17 protein-coding genes are annotated in these 18,320 nt (G+C 54.7%); 10 read left to right on the top strand and 7 right to left on the bottom strand.

Annotated features, from left to right (window positions below):
* Positions 1-229 precede the first annotated feature (229 nt).
* On the top strand, positions 230-670 hold the full coding sequence (gene cadR / locus HV832_RS05950; protein WP_176802643.1) for a Cd(II)/Pb(II)-responsive transcriptional regulator: 441 nt from the start codon (positions 230-232) through the stop codon (positions 668-670).
* On the opposite strand, the gene HV832_RS05945 is transcribed toward cadR, so the two are convergent.
* Together HV832_RS05945 and HV832_RS05940 are read right to left on the bottom strand one after the other, a co-directional pair.
* Positions 667-1,350, bottom strand: a complete 684-nt coding sequence (locus tag HV832_RS05945; RefSeq protein WP_223827208.1) for a MarC family protein — start codon at positions 1,348-1,350, stop codon at positions 667-669. The genes cadR and HV832_RS05945 overlap by 4 nt on opposite strands.
* On the bottom strand, positions 1,347-1,550 hold the full coding sequence (locus HV832_RS05940; RefSeq protein WP_176802642.1) for a hypothetical protein: 204 nt from the start codon (positions 1,548-1,550) through the stop codon (positions 1,347-1,349). The genes HV832_RS05945 and HV832_RS05940 overlap by 4 nt, the downstream gene beginning before the upstream one ends.
* A 76-nt stretch (positions 1,551-1,626) precedes the next feature.
* On the opposite strand from HV832_RS05940, the gene HV832_RS05935 reads away from it, so the two are divergent.
* The 3 genes from HV832_RS05935 to HV832_RS05925 all read left to right on the top strand — a co-directional run bounded on the left by HV832_RS05935 (position 1,627) and on the right by HV832_RS05925 (position 5,052).
* Positions 1,627-2,196 (top strand): GNAT family N-acetyltransferase, encoded by a 570-nt coding sequence (locus tag HV832_RS05935; protein ID WP_176802641.1) that lies wholly within the window; start codon positions 1,627-1,629, stop codon positions 2,194-2,196.
* Positions 2,197-2,289: 93 nt separating this feature from the next.
* Positions 2,290-3,372, top strand: coding sequence for a calcium:cation antiporter (locus HV832_RS05930; RefSeq protein WP_176802640.1), 1,083 nt, complete (start codon positions 2,290-2,292; stop codon positions 3,370-3,372).
* A gap of 27 nt (positions 3,373-3,399) precedes the next feature.
* Positions 3,400-5,052: a M28 family peptidase gene (locus HV832_RS05925; RefSeq protein WP_223827207.1), complete on the top strand. Its 1,653-nt coding sequence runs from the start codon at positions 3,400-3,402 to the stop codon at positions 5,050-5,052.
* A 111-nt stretch (positions 5,053-5,163) separates the two neighbouring features.
* On the opposite strand, the gene HV832_RS05920 is transcribed toward HV832_RS05925, so the two are convergent.
* Positions 5,164-7,482, bottom strand: coding sequence for a TonB-dependent receptor (locus tag HV832_RS05920; protein WP_176802639.1), 2,319 nt, complete (start codon positions 7,480-7,482; stop codon positions 5,164-5,166).
* A gap of 101 nt (positions 7,483-7,583) precedes the next feature.
* Positions 7,584-8,003: a DUF2946 family protein gene (locus HV832_RS05915; protein WP_176802638.1), complete on the bottom strand. Its 420-nt coding sequence runs from the start codon at positions 8,001-8,003 to the stop codon at positions 7,584-7,586.
* Positions 8,004-8,227: 224 nt separating this feature from the next.
* Between HV832_RS05915 and HV832_RS05910 the strand changes: the two genes are divergently transcribed.
* The 3 genes from HV832_RS05910 (at position 8,228) to HV832_RS05900 (ending at position 11,280) form a co-directional block, all read left to right on the top strand.
* Complete coding sequence (locus HV832_RS05910; protein ID WP_176802637.1) at positions 8,228-9,691, top strand: APC family permease; 1,464 nt, start codon at positions 8,228-8,230, stop codon at positions 9,689-9,691.
* 98 nt (positions 9,692-9,789) lie between these two features.
* On the top strand, positions 9,790-10,287 hold the full coding sequence (locus HV832_RS05905; protein WP_176802636.1) for a CreA family protein: 498 nt from the start codon (positions 9,790-9,792) through the stop codon (positions 10,285-10,287).
* Positions 10,288-10,440: 153 nt separating this feature from the next.
* On the top strand, positions 10,441-11,280 hold the full coding sequence (locus HV832_RS05900) for an HDOD domain-containing protein (RefSeq protein WP_317889306.1): 840 nt from the start codon (positions 10,441-10,443) through the stop codon (positions 11,278-11,280).
* Between the two features lie 141 nt (positions 11,281-11,421).
* Here HV832_RS05900 and HV832_RS05895 read toward each other — a convergent pair whose 3' ends face one another.
* The 3 genes from HV832_RS05895 to HV832_RS05885 form a co-directional block, all read right to left on the bottom strand.
* Positions 11,422-11,619, bottom strand: coding sequence for a hypothetical protein (locus HV832_RS05895; protein WP_317889305.1), 198 nt, complete (start codon positions 11,617-11,619; stop codon positions 11,422-11,424).
* Positions 11,620-11,943: 324 nt separating this feature from the next.
* Complete coding sequence (locus HV832_RS05890; protein WP_317889304.1) at positions 11,944-12,747, bottom strand: N-acetylmuramoyl-L-alanine amidase; 804 nt, start codon at positions 12,745-12,747, stop codon at positions 11,944-11,946.
* On the bottom strand, positions 12,744-13,694 hold the full coding sequence (locus tag HV832_RS05885; protein ID WP_223827206.1) for an N-acetylglucosamine kinase: 951 nt from the start codon (positions 13,692-13,694) through the stop codon (positions 12,744-12,746). Before HV832_RS05885 ends, HV832_RS05890 begins: the two co-directional genes overlap by 4 nt.
* A 290-nt stretch (positions 13,695-13,984) precedes the next feature.
* Between HV832_RS05885 and HV832_RS05880 the strand changes: the two genes are divergently transcribed.
* From HV832_RS05880 to HV832_RS05870, 3 genes are read left to right on the top strand one after another with little or no spacing between them, the layout of a single operon-like run.
* On the top strand, positions 13,985-15,304 hold the full coding sequence (locus HV832_RS05880; RefSeq protein WP_176802634.1) for an AmpG family muropeptide MFS transporter: 1,320 nt from the start codon (positions 13,985-13,987) through the stop codon (positions 15,302-15,304).
* Positions 15,305-15,348: 44 nt separating this feature from the next.
* Entirely contained in the window at positions 15,349-16,341 is a 993-nt protein-coding gene (locus tag HV832_RS05875) for a M14 family metallopeptidase (RefSeq protein ID WP_176802633.1), read from the top strand.
* The gene (locus HV832_RS05870) at positions 16,338-18,140 is read left to right on the top strand and encodes an ABC transporter substrate-binding protein (RefSeq protein ID WP_176802632.1); all 1,803 of its coding nucleotides are present in this window, start codon (positions 16,338-16,340) and stop codon (positions 18,138-18,140) included. The genes HV832_RS05875 and HV832_RS05870 overlap by 4 nt, the downstream gene beginning before the upstream one ends.
* Positions 18,141-18,320 lie beyond the last annotated feature (180 nt).

The following is an 18,320-nucleotide window of genomic DNA, read 5'->3' as shown; positions in this document are numbered from 1 at the left end:
GTCTTATCGTCCTGTTGGTGAAATGAATTCTACTGTAGACTCTGGAGTGACTACAGGGTCAAGCTTCTTTTTGTGCCAGGCTTAAATAAAGGCTGACTGGATGATGACTACCTGTACGGCCTTATCATTCATGATACTCCCCCTCTTTAATATATAAAACGGCCTGATATCAAAGTAAATAAAGGGTATTTTTATATACTGGGGGGAGTATATGTAAAAGGAAAACAACATGCGCATCAGTGAACTCTCTAGCGCCACCGGCGTTGAACTGGAAACCATCCGCTTTTACGAAAAGCAGGGATTGCTGCCGGCACCCGCGCGGCAGGACAATGGCTACCGTAGTTATAACGCAGAACATCTGGAACGCCTGTCTTTCATCCGGCATTGCCGGGCGCTGGATATCCCGCTGGCAGATATTCGTCGTCTGACCACTTTCATCAACGATCCGGCGGATGATTGCGGCGATATCAATCTGCTCATCGACCAGCAGATTGCCCGCGTCAAAGCCAGACTGAAAAGTATGAAAGCACTGGAAAAACAACTGAGCCAGCTGCGCGCGCGCTGTGACGAGCGGCATCACGGCCGCGAGTGCGGGATCTTGCAGGAACTGGTGGCTGCCGCGCATGGCGAAGCCTGCGCCTGTCACCCGCCGGACACCAAAAAGGCTTAATGCTGGCTCAGTTCTGCCAGCAAATCCGAAACACCGGCCCAGCCGATTTCTATCCCGATGCATAGCAGGATAAATGCTGACAGCCGCAGCAGTACAGTGGCACCGACATCGCCGAGAAAACGCTCCATATTGCGAGCAAAGCGATAACACAGATAAATTACCAGCGTGGTGAGCAGCACGCCGAGTGCGGAAGCGAAGCTGGTCAGCAGCCAGTCAATCGGCTTATGCGGCATCTGCGTGCCGATCGTGACCGACGCGGCAATCGTGCCGGGGCCGACCGTCAGCGGAAAACTGAACGGATAAAAGCTGCGGCGGCGTAATTCTTCATGATTCCATTGGCCGCCATGAGTGGCCGCGACCGAGTTCAGCAGCTTGTCCTGGCTCTGGTCATTCAGCAGTTTCCAGCCAGCCATACTGACCACAATCCCGCCGGCAACCCGGACGATCGGCAGGGAAATACCGAAAAAATCCAACACATAAGAACCGATGAAAATAGCGCCCATCAGCAGCAGAAAACAATTGATGGCAATTCGTTTTGCGAGCCGGTTGGCAATCGCAGGCTCGATCGGGCCGGTCATGGATAAAAAAATCGGAGCGATCGCGATCGGATTTAAAATAGGCAATAAGGTTACCGGTACCAGAACCAGTGCCTTAAAGAAAACGATCATCGCAAGACTCATGGCAAAAAACTCCTCATAAAAACATCCGCCTGATTATGCAACAAAAATACGTACAACAAAAATGCGTACAACAAAAATACGCCCAACAGAAATGCATTCAATAAAACCGCATTCAAAAAGCCGCATCCACCAGCAATGCGTGCAACAGCAGCGCCAGAAAAGATTGTTTGCTGCAGCATTTCCCATCTTCCTTTATCCATGTATGCTGCGCTTTGATGACGGCACCTGTCCTGAAAACCCCTGAGACCACCGATATCATTTCCCTGCTGATCCTGTATGTCATCTCCTGCCGATTTCCCTGTTTTGCACACACCGCGCCTGATCTTGCGCTGCATGACTACTGACGATTTACCTTTGCTGTTTCGCGGCATGTCCGATCCGCGTGTCACCGATTACTACGGTATCAGCTATGAAACGCAGACGTTGACCCAGGCTCAGCTCGATTGGTTTGAACTGATCCGGGCAACCGGCACCGGCATCTGGTGGGGAATCTGTTTCAGTCATGCGCCGCATGCGCTGATCGGCACTTGCGGCATCAATGAATGGGAGCAGGAACATCATTGCGCGGAAGCCGGGTTCTGGATTTTTCCTGAGCACTGGGGGCGCGGCATCATGCGCGAAAGCCTGCAGGCAATGCTCACCTATTGTTTTCAGACATTGCAGATACACCGGATGCAAATGCTGATTGATCCGGACAATCTGCGCAGCTGGAAACTGGCGGAGCGCCTCGGTTTCCGGCTCGAAGGTATTTTGCGCGAATGCGAATGGAAACAGGATCATTATGCGGATTTGAAATGCTATTCGCTGCTGGCACCGGAATGGCCGTCTTCTGCTGGATTTTTGTAAATTCCAGCGGAACTTCGGTTACCATCCGCAGTCAGGACTGTAGCAGCGAAACATGGCCTGAATTCACCTGCTGATCTGATTAGGAGATTGCGTATGACCATCACACCGGCACTTCCCCGCTGGTCACTTATCCTGCCAGCTCTCGTCTTTCTGGTGCTGGGAGGCAGCCTGCTGCTGACGGCTGGCTGGTATGCCATTCTGCTGACCGCCGCATTATTTGCCGGGGTGCTGACAGCCGTGTTTCATGCTGAAGTGGTGGCACATAAAATCGGCGAGCCTTTCGGCACCTTGTTGCTGGCGCTGGCGGTGACGCTGATTGAAGTCGCGCTGATTGTCTCGCTGATGCTGGCTGGCGGCGAAGTGACTGCCGGGCTGGCGCGCGACACAGTGTTTGCGGCAGTCATGGTGATCCTGACCGGCATGATCGGCCTGTGTCTGCTGGTAGGCGGCATCCGGCACAAAGAACAGCGTTTCGGCCTGCAAGGGGCAAGCACTTCGCTGGCAACACTGGCTGCCTTGTCGGTGCTGACGCTGGTATTGCCGAATTTTACCTCCACCATTGCCGGTCCTTATTACAGCCCTGGTCAGCTGGCATTTATTGCCGTGGTGTCGCTGGTGCTGTACGGCACGTTTGTGCTGGTGCAGACCGTGCGGCATCGTGATTATTTTCTGCCCGCCGTGGCAGCCAGCGATGAAGAAGTGCATGCACCGCAGCCATCGGCAAACATGGCCCGGATCAGTACCGGCTTGTTGCTGGTCTGTCTGGTGGCGGTGGTGCTGCTGGCAAAATCACTGGCACCTGCGCTGGAGTCGGCCGTGGCAGCCGCGGGTGCGCCGAAAGCGCTGGTCGGCATCATTATCGCGATAATCGTGTTGCTGCCGGAAGGGCTGGCGGCGCTCAGTGCGGCGCGTGCCAACCGGCTGCAGACCAGCATTAATCTGGCGCTCGGTTCGGCACTTGCCAGCATCGGCCTGACCATTCCGGTGGTGGCTGTGATTTCTTTACTGACCGGATGGCAACTGACGCTGGGGATCGACGCTAAATCCACCGTGCTGTTACTGCTGTCGCTGATGATTACCACGCTCTCGCTGGGGACAGGTCGTACCACTGTGATGCAGGGAACGATTCATCTGGTATTGTTTGCCGTTTATTTACTCACCACAATAGTGCCCTGAGCGGGCAGAACAGCGAAAGGATAATACATGCGTGTCGGAACGATGAGTCTGAAATGGTTTTTATATGCTGCAGCGGCTTTATTTGCTGGTGAAGCGCTGGCAGCGGGCCCGCAATCGGCGCCGATTGTATCTGAGCCTTCATTGCGGGCGCATCTTGCTTTTTTGGCCGATGATTTACTGGAGGGACGCGGCACCGGTCAGCGCGGCGGCGAGCTGGCGGTGCGCTATCTGGAAACCCAGGCATTGCGCATAGGCTTGCAGCCCCTGCCATCCCCGCAGGTACATGGATTTTTGCAAAGCGTTAAAATCATTGGCAGCCAGACCCTCCCCGACAGCTACGCCGAATTCATTAGCGGCAATCAGATCATGAAACCTGTATCCGGTTCGGAAATCGTATTCGGCTCATCGGGCGGAAGGACAGAAAGTAATCTCGATGCGCAGGTGGTTTTTGTCGGCTACGGAATCCGTGCGCCAGAAGAACGCTGGGACGATTTCAAAGGCACCGATCTGAAGGGCAAACTGCTGATCATGATGGTCAACGATCCGCAAGCGACAGCGGATGAACCGCAGCGTTTCGGAGGTGCAGCACTGACCTATTATGGCCGCTGGACGTATAAATACGAAGAGGCTGCCAGACAAGGTGCTGCCGGCGTTTTACTGATACACACCACGCCTTCCGCAACCTATGCCTGGAACGTGCCGCAAACCAGCTTTACGCATGAACGTTTCAGCTTGCCCGACGTAGGCAACGCAATGGAAGGTTGGCTGCAGGAAAGTACGGCCAGACAATTATTTGCTGCAGCCGGGCAAAATCTCGATCAGTTGAGAGCCGCCGCTGAAAGGCGCGATTTCCGCCCGGTCAGCCTGAACCTGCGTCTGCATGCGAAGGTTCACAGCCGCGTGCGTCAGGTCGAGCAATTCAACGTCATCGGCATGGTGCCGGGGACCGATCCGGTGTTGAAAAAACAGGCAGTGGTTTACTCCGCACACTGGGATCATCTCGGCATAGAAACCGACGCCAGCGGAAAGACGCATATTTTCAATGGCGCGATCGATAACGCTTCCGGTAGTGCAGCTCTGCTGGCGATGGCCGAGACCGCTGTCACTCATCCGACCCGGCGTACGCAGATTTTTCTTTGGCCTTGTGCGGAAGAACAATACCTGCTTGGCAGTGCGGCTTATATCACTAATCCACCGTGGCCACTGGCGGCTACCGCTGCGGATTTAAACCTGGACAGCATGAACTTTGTCGCCCGCACCAGGGATATCGGCGTGGAAGGCAGTGAGCGCAGTAACCTGTATCAGAGTGCGCAAAAAGTGGCCGGAAAAATGAAACTGAAAATCGCTCCGCCTGCGCCTGACCTGGGCGGCGCTTTTTTTCGGGCCGACCATTTCAATTTTGCGCGTGCCGGAGTACCTGCGTTTAACGTAGGTTCTGCCGTTTTTTCGGGCGACGGACATTTTGATTTCGACAAACAGCCTAAGCAGGTTTATCAGCAGCAGATGAAAGATTTCAAGGGGCACTACCACACCGAGCAGGACAGGTATCGCCCCGATTGGGATTTATCTGGCATGGCGCAGCAGGCGCAATTTACCCTGAATCTGGGCTACGAAGTCGCCAATACCACCCTGATGCCTGTCTGGCATCAGGGTGAAGCCTTCGCTAACATTAAACGCTGATACTATGTCCTGCAACGGCTGGAAGTCAGGTTGCCGGATCACTGAAAAATAATGAAATGGGCGGCGCACATTTCTGTGCGAACCGCCCGGTTTGCTTCATTCGGCAGCGTATCAATAATCGAACCTGATTTCTGCACTGACGCTGCGCTGGGTGTAGGGATGAAACGCCCAGTATTTTTTATTGTTCAGATTATCGATACCGATAGCGGCACTCCATTGTCTGGCGAGCTGGTAATGCACGCGCACATCGGCAACCAGGAAACTGGAGAAACCGAAGTATGTGAAGGCATGGATGTCGCTGTTATCCAGCGCCCCATACTGGCGGCCGCTGTAGCGGATGCCGAGCGAAGTGCTGAGCTTGTCATTCGGGCGATAACTGAGTACCAGATTGGCGCGCCAGTCCGGGATGCGCGGCTGCGCTTTACCGACGCTGACCGGATTGGCCGCATTCTTGAGAATCACCGAATCGGTATAGGTCACACTCGACATCACATCCAGCCCGCGCCAGAACACATCGCTGGCCTGATACACCAGTTCCAGTCCGGTTGTCCTGATGATGCCGATGTTCTGGATGTTGGTGATATTTGGCGTGACCAGCGTATTCACCTGAGAGTACAGGGCATCGCTGGTCCGCTCATGAAACAGTGTGGCACGCAGTATGCTTTTTCCTTCGTCGAGACTGCGTTCTGCAGTCCATTCCGTGGTCCAGGATTTTTCTGGTTTCAGGTTCGGGTCATTGTTCACAATCACGTTATTGGAAATACTGCCCTGATACAGTTCGGATACGGTCGGCATACGAACTGCACGTCCGACCGATGCCTTGTAAGTCCAGTTGTCAGCGGCACTGAACGCCAGTGCGGCTTTCGGCGAGAAAGCCTGTTCACTGCGACTGCCGAAATGCAGGACGGTGCCGGCATTTGATAACGCGCCGTGATCAGCCTGCCATTGTTCCAGCCTGCCGCCGATAATGCTTTTCCATTGCGGCGCCAGACGCCAGGCATCCTGTAAATACAGACTCTGCAAACGGGTGTCGCCCTGAAAGGCGGAAAACAGTTTTTGTCCTTCGCCGTGCAGCCAGTCGGTGGTATCTGAGACCTGGGTTCGCATCCGGTAATCCTCGCGCTGATAGCCGAATTCCGTGGTGTGCGCGGTATTGGGCCGCCAGATGCCTTTCATGGCAAACGTATTCCAGCCGGTGCCGCTCTGATCAGTGATCCGACCCGGGCCGCCATTGTCTGCTGCCGGGACTACCGCCAGCGGGTTGCGCCCGGTATCTTTGCGGTAGTCATACAGGCTGGCGGCGATTTCCCATTCAAACACGCCTTTGGTGCGGCTTTTCAGATTCAGGCCGTGCGCCAGATGTTCCAGCCGGTTCTGCGTGTTCGACATATCGGTTGGCGACAGGGAATATTTTTTACCGTTCAGATTGATGTCGCCGCTGTAGACGGGATTGCCGGCGGTATCGCGCAAGTAGCTTTGTAATCCGCTGTCCATGTGATTGCGCCAGTAGCCGAAGGTATAGCTGGCACGCAAAGCCGGGCTCAGATCATAAGCCAGTTTGATTTTTGCATGGTCTTGCACGGTGTGATACTGGCCCGTAGCCCCAAGAATCCACCAGTCCTGATTCTGCGGATTTTTCCCTGCAATGGCACCAGTTACGACCTGGCCCGTATTGCTGCTGATGCCGGATGCCATCAGTTTGGTGGTGAAGGCAATCGGATGGCCATCGCTGTCGAGCTGATTCAGATTCAGCCACCAGGAAAAATCTCCCTGGCGGTTGCCCAGACTGGTACTCAGTTGCTTGCCGGTATAGGTCTGGCTGGTGCCATAGAGCTGAAAGTTTTCGCTGAGGCCGGTGATTTTGGCATGTGCTTCAAACTGTCTGGGCATGCGAGTGATGTAATCCACCACGGCACCAGCGGAGTTACCTGCATAGGCGGCGGAAAACGGACCGTACAGCACGTCGACCCGTTCGATTTCTTCCGGTGTCACCAGACCCCAGCGCGGGGTGAATGTTGCACCGTTACCGAGTAAATTGGAAAGCAGGATGCCGTCGGCATACACCAGCGAGCGTGCGCTGTTGCCTGTGCCGGAAGCACGCGTTGCCAGCACGGCATGGTTGTAGTCGCCGGTGTAGCGCTTGCGGACCAGCAGGCTGGGCAGGTATTTGAGCGCATCTTCTGCATCCACCGCATTGATGGTGCGTTCGATTTCTCGTGCTCGTATGCCTTCGATGGTGGTTGGAATTTCCGTCGGCAGGGAAGACGGGCGCTCACCGTTAATGATGACCGATTGCAGCGATGCACTGGCATCGGCCACAACGATATCGGCCATTGCCATGGCAGGGAAGCAGGAAAATGCAAAGGCGAGAGCTGCGACTAGAATGGTTTTCCGGACGCGCAGACCCGCTGGGACTGAGGTAGTCAGCATAGTGTGGAATCAATCAATAATGTGCACAGAAAGAGGTGCGGGCGAACGGCTGTCTGCCGTATTCAGGCAATGACAGCAAGTTGTCTGACCAGTGTGGAGATTTACTGAATGGTTATGGGAGGTCCGCGGGCCGGCAACGGTGCCGACACGATAGAGGCGAGGCGGGCAGCCGGAATGGAACGCGTCGCGTACGACAGGGTGTGAGGCGGTTCGCAGACCGGCGCACAGGAAAATGCAGGAGGGATACCGGCGGCTGTGCACAGCGGGCAATCCAGCAGATGCTGGCCTGGCTGGATTTTTCCCGGGGTGGAATCACCGCTTGCCTGGCCGATCAGCTTGTAACCTGTGCTGGTACAGATCAGGTTCATGGCATCGGAGCGGATCATGGGGGATGCCATGGCAACGCCCAGCGTCAGTACATACATCAGCAGTACTGCGCGCACCAGACGGTGCACGATGCGGCGGGACGGTGTGAACAGAATCATGTAGCGAATTGTAACACCGGCAATCCTGATGAACATGATATACAACAAACTTCTAAATTCCTGCAGGCAGCGTGAATCTGCCCGCCGTTTACCGCTATGATGGCGGTTTTCATGTCACCGGAATGACATATTCCTCTGGCGACCGGCTTCGCAGAGTCCGGTACGGCTGGTGCATTGTGCGATGGCGCAATGGTGACATGAGCCGATTAAACAGGGAGGCGCGATCCACAAGATAGCGTTTCCGAGCAGAAGGAATGATCTTGAGCCAGACTTCATTACTGCAGCAATTGCTGCGTACCAAACCGGCTAGTTCGCAGGACATCATTGCGGAGGATGAGCAACACCAAGGCCTGCATCGCTCACTGGGTTTATTTGCGCTGACCATGATCGGCGTCGGTGCCACCATCGGCACCGGGATTTTTTTCACCATGGTCGAAGCCGTGCCCAAGGCCGGGCCTTCCGTGATCCTGTCTTTCTTAATTGCCGCCCTGACGGCAGGGCTGACGGCGCTGTGCTATTCCGAGCTGTCTGCCAGAATTCCGGCATCCGGTTCATCTTATTCCTTTGCCTATGCAACAGTCGGCGAGTTTGCTGCTTTCGTGGTGGCAGCCTGCCTGTTGCTGGAATACGGGTTGGCCGCCAGTGCAACTGCCATTGGCTGGTCGGCTTATCTGAATAATTTCCTGGAAAATGCGATTGGCTGGCAGATTCCGGAAATGCTGCGTTCACCGATGATCGTTTCGGGGCCGAAAGGCATGGAAATTCATTTGTCCCAGTTCAATCTGCCGCCAGTGATTCTGGTGATGATCTGCTGTGTGCTGTTGCTGCGTGGCGCCAAGGAATCCGCCACGGTCAATGCCATCATGGTCATGATCAAATTGGTGATTCTGACGTTCTTTGCGGTGATTGCATTCACCGGCTTTCATGCCGAACACTTCACGCCTTTTTTTAATACTGACAACAGCAAGGGACTGGCGGGTATGGCAGGCGTGACAGCGGCAGCAGGCACAGTTTTTTTCTCCTTCATCGGACTCGACACGGTTGCAACGGCCGGCGCGGAAGTCAAGGATCCACGCAAAAATGTTCCTTTGGGCATCATGGCGGCACTACTGGTTGTGACGGTGTTTTACATGCTGGTTGCCGTTGCTGCCATCGGTGCACAGCCTGCTGCCATGTTTGACGGACAGGAAGCTGGTTTGGCGGTGATTTTGCAAAATGTCACCGGCAAAGCCTGGCCGGCGCTGATTTTATCTGCCGGTGCGGTGATTTCTGTTTTCAGCGTGACTTTGGTGACCATTTACGGGCAGAGTCGGATTTTATATGCCATCAGCAAAGACGGACTGATTCCTTATGCATTTCAGAAGGTGCATAGCCGCACCCGTGCACCGGTCATCAACACGGTGCTGGTGTGTCTGGTGGTCGGTATTGTTGCCGGTCTGGTAGATGCCACGTTCCTGTGGGATATGGTCAGCATGGGGACGCTGGTGGCGTTCATCGTGGTGTCGAGTGCGGTGCCGGTGATCCGCCGTCAGGGAACCGGTCATGGCAATCATGGGTTCAGGGTACCGTTTGGTCCTTATCTGATCCCGGGCCTGAGCATACTGGCCTGTCTGTATATTTTGAAAGATTTATCAGCGACGACATATAGGGTATTCTTTATCTGGATGTTTATTGCGGTCGGCATTTATTTTTTATACAGCAAACGTCATTCCCGCTTGAATTAACTCCCGGTTGCACCATATCTGCTTCGGACTTCCGGGTTTCTGGCAGCCAGGTCGTGCCAAGGAACGCATGCTGATTCATATACCGACAAAGGATGAACATGAAACGGGCAAAACAGGTAAAACAGGTAAAACAGACCATATTCGCTGCACTGGTTTGGGGTTTATGTACAACGGCGGCGCAGGCCGAACATATCGGCAGCGTGGATACGGCATTTAAATTGATCGGGCCTGACCATAAAGTCGTGGTGGAGGCTTACGATGACCCTAAAGTCAATGGCGTGACCTGCTATGTCTCGCGCGCCAAAACGGGCGGCATCTCCGGCGGGCTTGGTCTGGCAGAGGATAAATCGGAAGCATCGATTGCCTGCCGTCAGGTCGGGGCGATCACTTTTCCGGGACCGTTGAAGCAACAGGAAGAAGTGTTTAATCAGAGTTTGTCTATCCTGTTTAAAAAATTGCGCATTGTCCGCATGGTCGATCAGAAGCGGAATGCGCTGGTGTACCTGACTTATTCGGACAAACTGATCGATGGTTCACCGAAAAACAGCGTCACCGCTGTCGCCGTCGATCACAGTACGCCGATTCCGCTCAAATAAACACTTGCAGCTGAGGATCTGCTTGCCGTTCCGGTGCAGCAGGAAGTGAAAAACTGCGTCGGGACAGGGGTTCTTCGCTGTAATTTACGTTAAAATACTCAGCTGCAAGATATCCCTTATCGCTTTGATATGACACCTGCAAGCAAGACATCTGTGGCGAATGATCAGTCGGTTGATGCGTTGATCAAGACCATCCGGATTCCCCCGCGCCCCAGTATGTTGGCTGATGTCCAGGCAGAACTAAGCAGCCGCGAACCTGATCCGCGTCGTCTGGCAGCCACGATTTCCCACGATGTTTCTTTATCGGCTTCTTTGCTGAAGCTCACTAATTCGTCTTTTTTTGGTCTGAGACTGAAAGCATCTTCAGTCGATCATGCGGTACAGTTGCTCGGTATGCAGCAATGCGGCCTGCTGATGACAGGCATCATTGCCCGGCAATCCATACAGATAGAAAATGTATCCCTGATCAAATTCTGGGATTTTTCCTCCAAGCGCGCGCAAGCCATGTCATATCTGGCCGGCTGCATGCGTGTTTGTCCGGTTGATCTGGCGCATACGTTTGGCCTGTTCTGCGATATCGGCATTCCGATTCTGATGGAGCGTTTTCCTGATTACCAGCAGACGCTGGAACTGGCGTATCAGCAACTCGAGCATAAATTCACCTTCATCGAGCAGGAAAAACACCACACCAGCCACACTTCGATCGGGGCGCTGATGGCCCGCACCTGGGGTTTGCCTGAAGAGGTCTGTAGTGCGATTTTGCTGCACCATGATTATGCCGTGTTGCAGGATACCGCTACCAGCGAACGGGTGCGCGCACTGGTGGCGCTGTCACTGGTGGCTGAGTACGCCATTCACAAATATCATGGGCAGGAAACGCTCGCCGAATGGGAGAAGGGCGGCCAGCAGGCGCTTGATTTCCTCGGTCTGGCAAGCGATGAGCTGGAAGACCGTCTGGAAGAGCTGCACGAATTATTCAACCACGTGCACTGAGAGCCGGGTTGCGGATATGCTTTAACACCTTGCTGAAGCCATTTTCACAGTCATAAGGGATGATTGAGCGCGTTTCCGTCAACCATCCGCTGCTATTGCTCAATCCGGAGGAGTGCATTCAGATAAATTCAGCCAGCTGAGTCAGCTGCCGGCACGTAACAGCCGGACCGGCAGCATGATGATTGTCCGCAATAACTCCAGAACGCCATCCACGGCAATGCCGATGATCCGGAATGGGAGCAACAACAGCCAGACCAGCGGATACAGCATCAGTACCAGCAAGGCCAGCGGCCAGCAGAATACCAGCAGAATCAGCCACAGCATCAGTGTCAGCATCATCACCTCAGATAAATAACGGTCGCAGCAGATTGCTCAGCATCACCAGCCCGATTGCCGCCAGCAGTATGCCTTCCATATTCGCAGCAAGTTTCATGATACAGCCCCTTTCCTGTCGTGTTCCGGTCAGTGCACTGTAATCATTCCGCAGTCAGAATGACAGGTGCTGGCGACCAAATGCAGTTTGTGCGGAACAGAATGCTTGCAGACGGGATGAAGCGCCGGTCAGTCAGGCAATGTCTGAATCCTCAGGATGGGAACTCTTGCGTCAGGATTTGTATTTCGGTGATATTGGTTATTCAGACCTGGCGTCGGTGTTTGCTGCAGTCAATGCACTTTATTGGTATTGGTGACCAGCACATCGAGTATGGCTGCGGTCTCTGCATCCGGAATGCCGTCAAACTTTGCAGGCCGGTATTTGGTCTGAAAGGCAATCAGCACATTTTTGGTCGCTTCATCCAGTACGCCGGTCTGCGGTACCGCATAGCCGTGCCGTGCCAGTTTTTGCTGGAACCAGAAAACGTCCGGCAATTGCGCTTCATATAACGGTGTGCGCTGCGCCACTTCGGCGGCATCCGGCCAGGGAATCAGACCGGCATCGGCCAGCTGCTTCCACGGGAACATTGGGCCGGGATCCGATTTGCGCTGTGGGGCGATGTCCGAATGACCGAGAATGTATTCCGGGCGAATCTGATGCCTGGCCGCAATCTCCCTGACCAGGGCAATCACCCGGTCAATCTGTTCCTGGGGAAATGGGAAATAGACGCGCCCTTCCGGTGTATCTTTAAAGCCGAGATTCACGATTTCAATACCAATGGAGCTGGCATTTAAGCGGCTGTAGCCTTTCCAGTCGCTGAGCCCGGCGTGATAGGACATGCGGTTTTCGTCCACCAGTTGCCATACTTTAACGGGCGACTCATTTCCCACCAGATAATGGCTGCTGACGCCCTGCTGACTGAGTACACGCAGCGAGGTCGGCTGGTCAATCGCGGTGTAATGCAGAACCAGAAATTGCACGCGGTCTTCCTGACTTTTGGCCGAAATGCTGGCATCAATATCGCGCCGGGGAACGGTAGAACAAGCGCTCAGCAGGATGGCGAGAATGCCGATCAGTAACCAGTTTTTCATCATAAAGTCCTGAGTTGTCTGGCAGCCAGCCTGGCTGCCGAAAAGTGCGCCTGACAGACGCTGCGCCGCAGGCTGATATGTGGCGGCAAATGCTGGCGTAGCGAATCTGCGATCAGCGGGTGCAGTTCCTGTACCCGTCCGCTCAACACCATCGGTTTGTCACCGAAACGGCGGCACATTGCCAAACCCAGCCGTGCCAGTTCCGCACCCGCCTGTTTCAGAATCCGCGTTGCGGTTTCGTCGTGATCGGCTGCTGCGGCGACTGCCAGCGCCAGCGTCCCGATTTCACCACGACTGCGATGATAAATGAAATTTTTAGAAACGTCCCAACTGCCGCCGCCCAGCGCCTTAAACATTTCCTGTGCCAGCCGTGAATGCTCGCTCCATCCCGGATCTTCATCCTCGCTGCGCCAGATATGGCGCAACGCCTCGCGCGCAATCCAGAAGCCACTGCCGCCGTCATCCAGCAGATAGCCGCGCCCGCCGGCACGGTGAAACTGACCTGTCTCATCGATGAATGCGGCAATCGAACCGGTGCCGGCATAAATCAGATAGCCTGTGCCAGGCTGGAAATTATCCAGATAGGCAATTTCAATATCATTACTCAGATGAATTGCCTGTGATGGAAGATGCAGGATATCGGTCAGCATCCTTTGCAGCAGGACATGATGCGCCTGATCGCCGAAACCGGTGATGCCTGCCCGGACGCTTTGCAGGCTGCCATGCGCATGTGCGGTGGCGGCCAGACCGGCGAATACCTGGCCAAATTCGGCCTGTCCTTGCAGGGTATTGAGTTGCAGTGCGGTCAGTCCGGCGGTGGTGCCGCTGGCGACGATTTTTCCATCGATGGTGGCAATGGCCCAGCGTGTCTGCGTTCCACCGGTATCAATGCCCAGACCCAGTCGGGACAGGACGGCGGAATGAGGCGGAGACGGTATCGGATTCATCATACGGCTAATTCGTCCGGCAGCGCAGACCGGCAACAGCAGGCGCGACTGCGAACGGTATCATCACTTCAGGTGAAAGAGGTGTCCGCCTGTTTCCGGCGGTATCGCACAGGGTATTGATCGTTTATCATAGGTTGCTTTGCTCCGCTTGCAGAAATGAAAAGATCGGCACAGCGTATAACTTTTCTCTATAAGCAGAAGGCAAAAATTCAATCGTTTTCCGTGCGCTCAATGGGGAAAATCCCGACGTACAGAAAGCAGTATAAGGTAATACCGATTAAGAAAACATCATAATGACCAGAGACACTGCCATTCACGATACCGATGCCCATTCTGAGAGCGATGCCGGTCATAGCTGGCGCTGGATTCCGACGCTGTATTTCGGCCAGGGGATACCGTATGTCGCGGTCATGACGCTGTCAGTGATCATGTACAAAAATATGGGGATATCCAATGCGGATATCGCTTTGTATACCAGCTGGCTGTACCTGCCTTTCGTGATCAAGCCTTTGTGGTCGCCGTTTGTCGATATGTTCCGCACCAAACGGTTCTGGATCATTACGCTGGAACTGCTGATCGGTGGATTGTTCGGTCTGGTGGCGCTGACAATTCCGGTGGCTGCTTATTTTCAGGCGACGCTGGCAGTATTCTGGCTGCTGGGGTTTGCCGCTGCGACGCACGACATCAGCACGGACGGTTTTTATATGCTGGCGCTGGAACAGCATCAGCAAGCGGCATTAGTCGGGGTGCGCAGCATGTTTTTCCGGATTTCCATGCTGACCGGACAGGGCGCACTGGTGTATCTGGCCGGTACCCTGCGCGATGTCACGGGCAATATTGCACTGGGCTGGATTGTGGTTTTTGGCGTGCTGGCTTTGATGTTCATCAGCTTGTCGCTCTATCACCGCTGGGCTTTGCCGGTACCGGAGAGTGACTCTGCGCATGGAGATCCGGATCAGGTGATGACAACTTTCTTCACGATTTTTGGCCAGTTCATCCGCAAGAAAAATATCCTGATCACGCTGGCGTTTTTGCTGCTGTACCGCTTTGGCGAAGCGCAGCTGGTCAAAATGGCGCCGCCGTTTTTGCTCGACGGGCTGGACAAAGGCGGGCTGGGTCTGTCAACCCAGGCTGTCGGTATTGTCTACGGCACCATGGGAATGATCGCACTGACGGCCGGCGGGTTGGCAGGTGGTGCGCTGATTGCCCGCTATGGATTGAAAAAGTGTCTGTGGCCGATGGCGCTGGCAATTAATGTGCCGCATCTGGTGTATGTGTATCTGGCACTGGTGCAACCGCAGAATCTGTATCTGGTCGGCGCGGCGGTTGCGCTGGAACAGATGGGTTATGGCTTCGGCTTCACTGCCTACGTACTGTACATGATCATGGTCGCAGATGGCGAACACAAGACTGCGCATTATGCGATCTGTACCGGATTCATGGCGGCCAGCATGATGCTGCCCGGTATGTTCAGCGGCTGGCTGCAGTCCTGGCTGGGATACAGTCATTTTTTCATCTGGATTTGCGTCGCCGCTGTACCGACGCTGATTGTAACGGCGCTGATTGAGGTTGATCCCTCATTTGGTAAAAAGACCGATGAAAAAATCAAGTAATCAACCCAGATGAAAAAACGCTCTGAAAATAAATAGGAATACCGATGAATGCCACACCCCTTTTTTTTGAATCGCATCGCTACACATCATTGCAGGCCGGGCCACGCCTGATCGTGACTGGCGCCGTACACGGCAATGAAACCTGCGGTACGGTGGCAATCCGGCGACTGATGGCGGAGATGGCTGCTGGCCGAATTGTGTTACGCAGCGGCTTTCTGACGCTGGTGCCGGTTGCCAATCCGCTGGCGTATCAGCGCGGACAGCGGCAGGGTGATCGCAACCTGAACCGGCGTCTGATTCCGACAGTGACTCCGGCCGAATTCGAAGATCATGTCGCAAACTGGCTTTGCCCCTTGCTGGCAGAACATGAGGTATTGCTTGACCTGCATTCATTCCGTGGCGAAGGCGAGGCATTCGTACTGGTCGGGCCGGAAAATAATCAGGGCGCGATCGAACCATTTACCCATGCCGCTGCCGAGCTCGCGATGGCGATGCGGCTTGGCGTGCGCCGCATGGTGGATGGTTGGCTCAGCACCTACGCGTGCGGCGTTGCCCGTCGCCAGCAAAGGCTGGGGCCGGACGCAGATCCGGTGGCTATGGCGAATGCCGCCCGGTTTGGTGTCGGAACCACGGAATATATGCGCTCCACCGGTGGTTATGCCGTGACTTTGGAATGCGGCCAGCATCAGGCGCCGGAGGCGCCGGAAGTTGCGTACCGTGCGATTATCAATACACTGATCCATCTCGGCATGATAGAAGGTAGTAGCCCGGTAGTCATGCATGAGATGGAGGGCTTGCGCATTTACGACGTGATCGACAAGTTCCATGCCGATGATCGTTTTGTGCGCGCGTGGCGCAGTTTCGATAAGTTGCAAGCCGGCGATCTCATCGGTATTCGCTATGACGGCAGCGAAGTGCGTGCCGAATTCGGTGGGCGCATGATCTTTCCCGACAGTGCCGCCCAGGCTGGTGAGGAATGGTTTTATGTGACCCGCCACAGTGATCGGATTGAGCGCGCAATGGAGTCGCAGTCATGAAATTATTTTCCTTGCCTGCCGGATACTGGTTGTTCAGCGCCCTATTGAGCGTGACGGTCTGGCTGCCGACGTTCCCGGCTCAAGCGGCAGGCAAGACGCTGAGCGTGTTGCTGACGACGCCGGAAAGTGCGCTGGACCCGGCAGTGGCATCGGATATTGCCACGCTCAGTATCAATGAAAACATTTTCGAACCCATGCTGCGTTATGACTATCTGGCGCGACCATTGCAGCTGCGGCCCAATACCCTGAAGTCGATGCCGGAAGTACGGGATGGCGGCAAGACCTATATCCTTCATCTGCAGCCGGGGATTTTTTTCTCTCCCGATCCGGTTTTCAAGGGACGTGCGCGTGAGCTGACAGCGGCAGATTATGCTTACAGCATTCGCCGCCTGTACGATCCGGTTCTGAAGTCGCCATGGCTGTTTATGTTTGAAGGAAAACTGCTGGGCGATGAACAATTGCGCCAGCCGCCGCAAGGACTGGGGGCCACAGACCCCCGGCTTACCATTGAGGGTTTGCAGGTGCTCGATACTTACACCTTGCAGATCCGGCTGACTGCGCCCGACAAGAATTTTCCTTTTATTCTGGCGACCGGCGCAACGGCGGCGGTGGCGCGGGAAGTGATGGAAGCATATGGTAATCAGGCGGGTAATCATCCGACTGGTACAGGACCATTTGTATTGAGTGAGTGGCAACGCAGTTTTCGACTGGTGTTGAAGGCCAATCCCCAATACCGTCAGGTGATTTTTCAGGATCAGCCGGGGAGTGATCCTGCTGCCCAGGCAATGGCAGCGGCGTTGCGGGGACAGCGCTTGCCACTGGTCAGCCAGGTGGTGATTCATATCATTGAAGAACAGCAGGCGCGTGTACTGGCTTTTCTGAACCGTGAACTCGATGTGCTGGAGCAGGTGCCGCCGCCGCTGGCAGAAATGGTGCTGCGCGACGGTCAATTGAAACCGGAATTGCAGCAGCAGGGCGTGCGCTTATCGTTGTTTTCACCTTTGCAGACTTACTATGTCTGGATGAATATGGAAGATCCGGTAATCGGGGGTTACACGCCGGACAAGATTGCCTTGCGGCGGGCGATTGCCATGAGTTATGACAGTGCGGAAGATATCCGTCTGATGGAAAAAGGGCTGGCGATTCCGGCGCACTCACCGCTGCCGCCGAATGTGCTGGGCTATGACCCGAACCTGAAAAATCCGGTTCCGCATGACCTGCCGCTGGCCAATGCCTTGCTGGATCGATTCGGATACCGGCGCGCAGCAGATGGTTACCGTACGCTGCCCGGCGGCCAGCCACTGCGGCTGGAAATGTATTCTCAGGCGAATACCACAGGGCGCCTGCGGGATGAGCTTTGGCGTAAAAGTCTGGATGCGCTGGGAATCCGTATCAGTTTTAAAACCGATAAACATTCAGAGATCATCCGCGCATCCCGTCTCGGCAAGGTGCAGATGACGGAAGCAAACTGGATTGCGGATTTTCCTGACGGTGAAAATTTTTATCAGCTGCTGTATGGACCCAATACCGGACGGGCAAACTATGCCCGCTTTAATCTGCCGGCATTCAATCAGCTCTATGAGCAGTCCAGGCTTATGACCGATTCACCGGAACGCAGGCGGCTGTATCAGCAGATGGCGTTACTGATGCATGCGTATAACCCATGGATTCCGCGAATTCATCCATTGTCTGCCGATGTGGTGCAGCCCTGGGTGCGCAATTACCAGCACCATCCGGTGGAACTTACAAACTGGCGTTATCTCGATATTGCGCCGGATGCACAGCAGAATCTGCATTGACGGCATGCGGCGCCGGACGCTGTAAAAAAATAGTCCGGCGCACCGGGAAATGAGTTGCGGTTATATGCACCGGGTAAAGTTTCATTGGTATACCTTGCCGTCTGATTTTATTCTGTGCGATGAAAAATTCTGATATTTTCCGCGGATGGTTGCTGTCCGTTTTATCTGGAGAAGCTGTAC

This window comes from Cognatundibacterium oligocarboniphilum, from assembly GCF_013377855.1.
In the GTDB taxonomy this organism is placed as follows: Bacteria; Pseudomonadota; Gammaproteobacteria; order Burkholderiales; family Burkholderiaceae_D; genus Undibacterium; species Undibacterium oligocarboniphilum.
This window is presented reverse-complemented; position numbering and strand designations above follow the sequence as displayed.

Coding starts and splice junctions, on each gene's coding strand:
- HV832_RS05880 (WP_176802634.1), top strand. CDS start 13,985: ATGACCAGAGACACTGCCATTCACGATACCGATGCCCATTCTGAGAGC.
- HV832_RS05935 (WP_176802641.1), top strand. CDS start 1,627: ATGTCATCTCCTGCCGATTTCCCTGTTTTGCACACACCGCGCCTGATC.
- HV832_RS05895 (WP_317889305.1), bottom strand. CDS start 11,619: ATGATGCTGACACTGATGCTGTGGCTGATTCTGCTGGTATTCTGCTGG.
- HV832_RS05905 (WP_176802636.1), top strand. CDS start 9,790: ATGAAACGGGCAAAACAGGTAAAACAGGTAAAACAGACCATATTCGCT.
- HV832_RS05945 (WP_223827208.1), bottom strand. CDS start 1,350: ATGAGTCTTGCGATGATCGTTTTCTTTAAGGCACTGGTTCTGGTACCG.
- HV832_RS05920 (WP_176802639.1), bottom strand. CDS start 7,482: ATGCTGACTACCTCAGTCCCAGCGGGTCTGCGCGTCCGGAAAACCATT.
- HV832_RS05890 (WP_317889304.1), bottom strand. CDS start 12,747: ATGATGAAAAACTGGTTACTGATCGGCATTCTCGCCATCCTGCTGAGC.
- HV832_RS05915 (WP_176802638.1), bottom strand. CDS start 8,003: ATGTTCATCAGGATTGCCGGTGTTACAATTCGCTACATGATTCTGTTC.
- HV832_RS05885 (WP_223827206.1), bottom strand. CDS start 13,694: ATGATGAATCCGATACCGTCTCCGCCTCATTCCGCCGTCCTGTCCCGA.
- HV832_RS05930 (WP_176802640.1), top strand. CDS start 2,290: ATGACCATCACACCGGCACTTCCCCGCTGGTCACTTATCCTGCCAGCT.
- HV832_RS05925 (WP_223827207.1), top strand. CDS start 3,400: ATGCGTGTCGGAACGATGAGTCTGAAATGGTTTTTATATGCTGCAGCG.
- HV832_RS05870 (WP_176802632.1), top strand. CDS start 16,338: ATGAAATTATTTTCCTTGCCTGCCGGATACTGGTTGTTCAGCGCCCTA.
- cadR (WP_176802643.1), top strand. CDS start 230: ATGCGCATCAGTGAACTCTCTAGCGCCACCGGCGTTGAACTGGAAACC.
- HV832_RS05875 (WP_176802633.1), top strand. CDS start 15,349: ATGAATGCCACACCCCTTTTTTTTGAATCGCATCGCTACACATCATTG.
- HV832_RS05940 (WP_176802642.1), bottom strand. CDS start 1,550: ATGGATAAAGGAAGATGGGAAATGCTGCAGCAAACAATCTTTTCTGGC.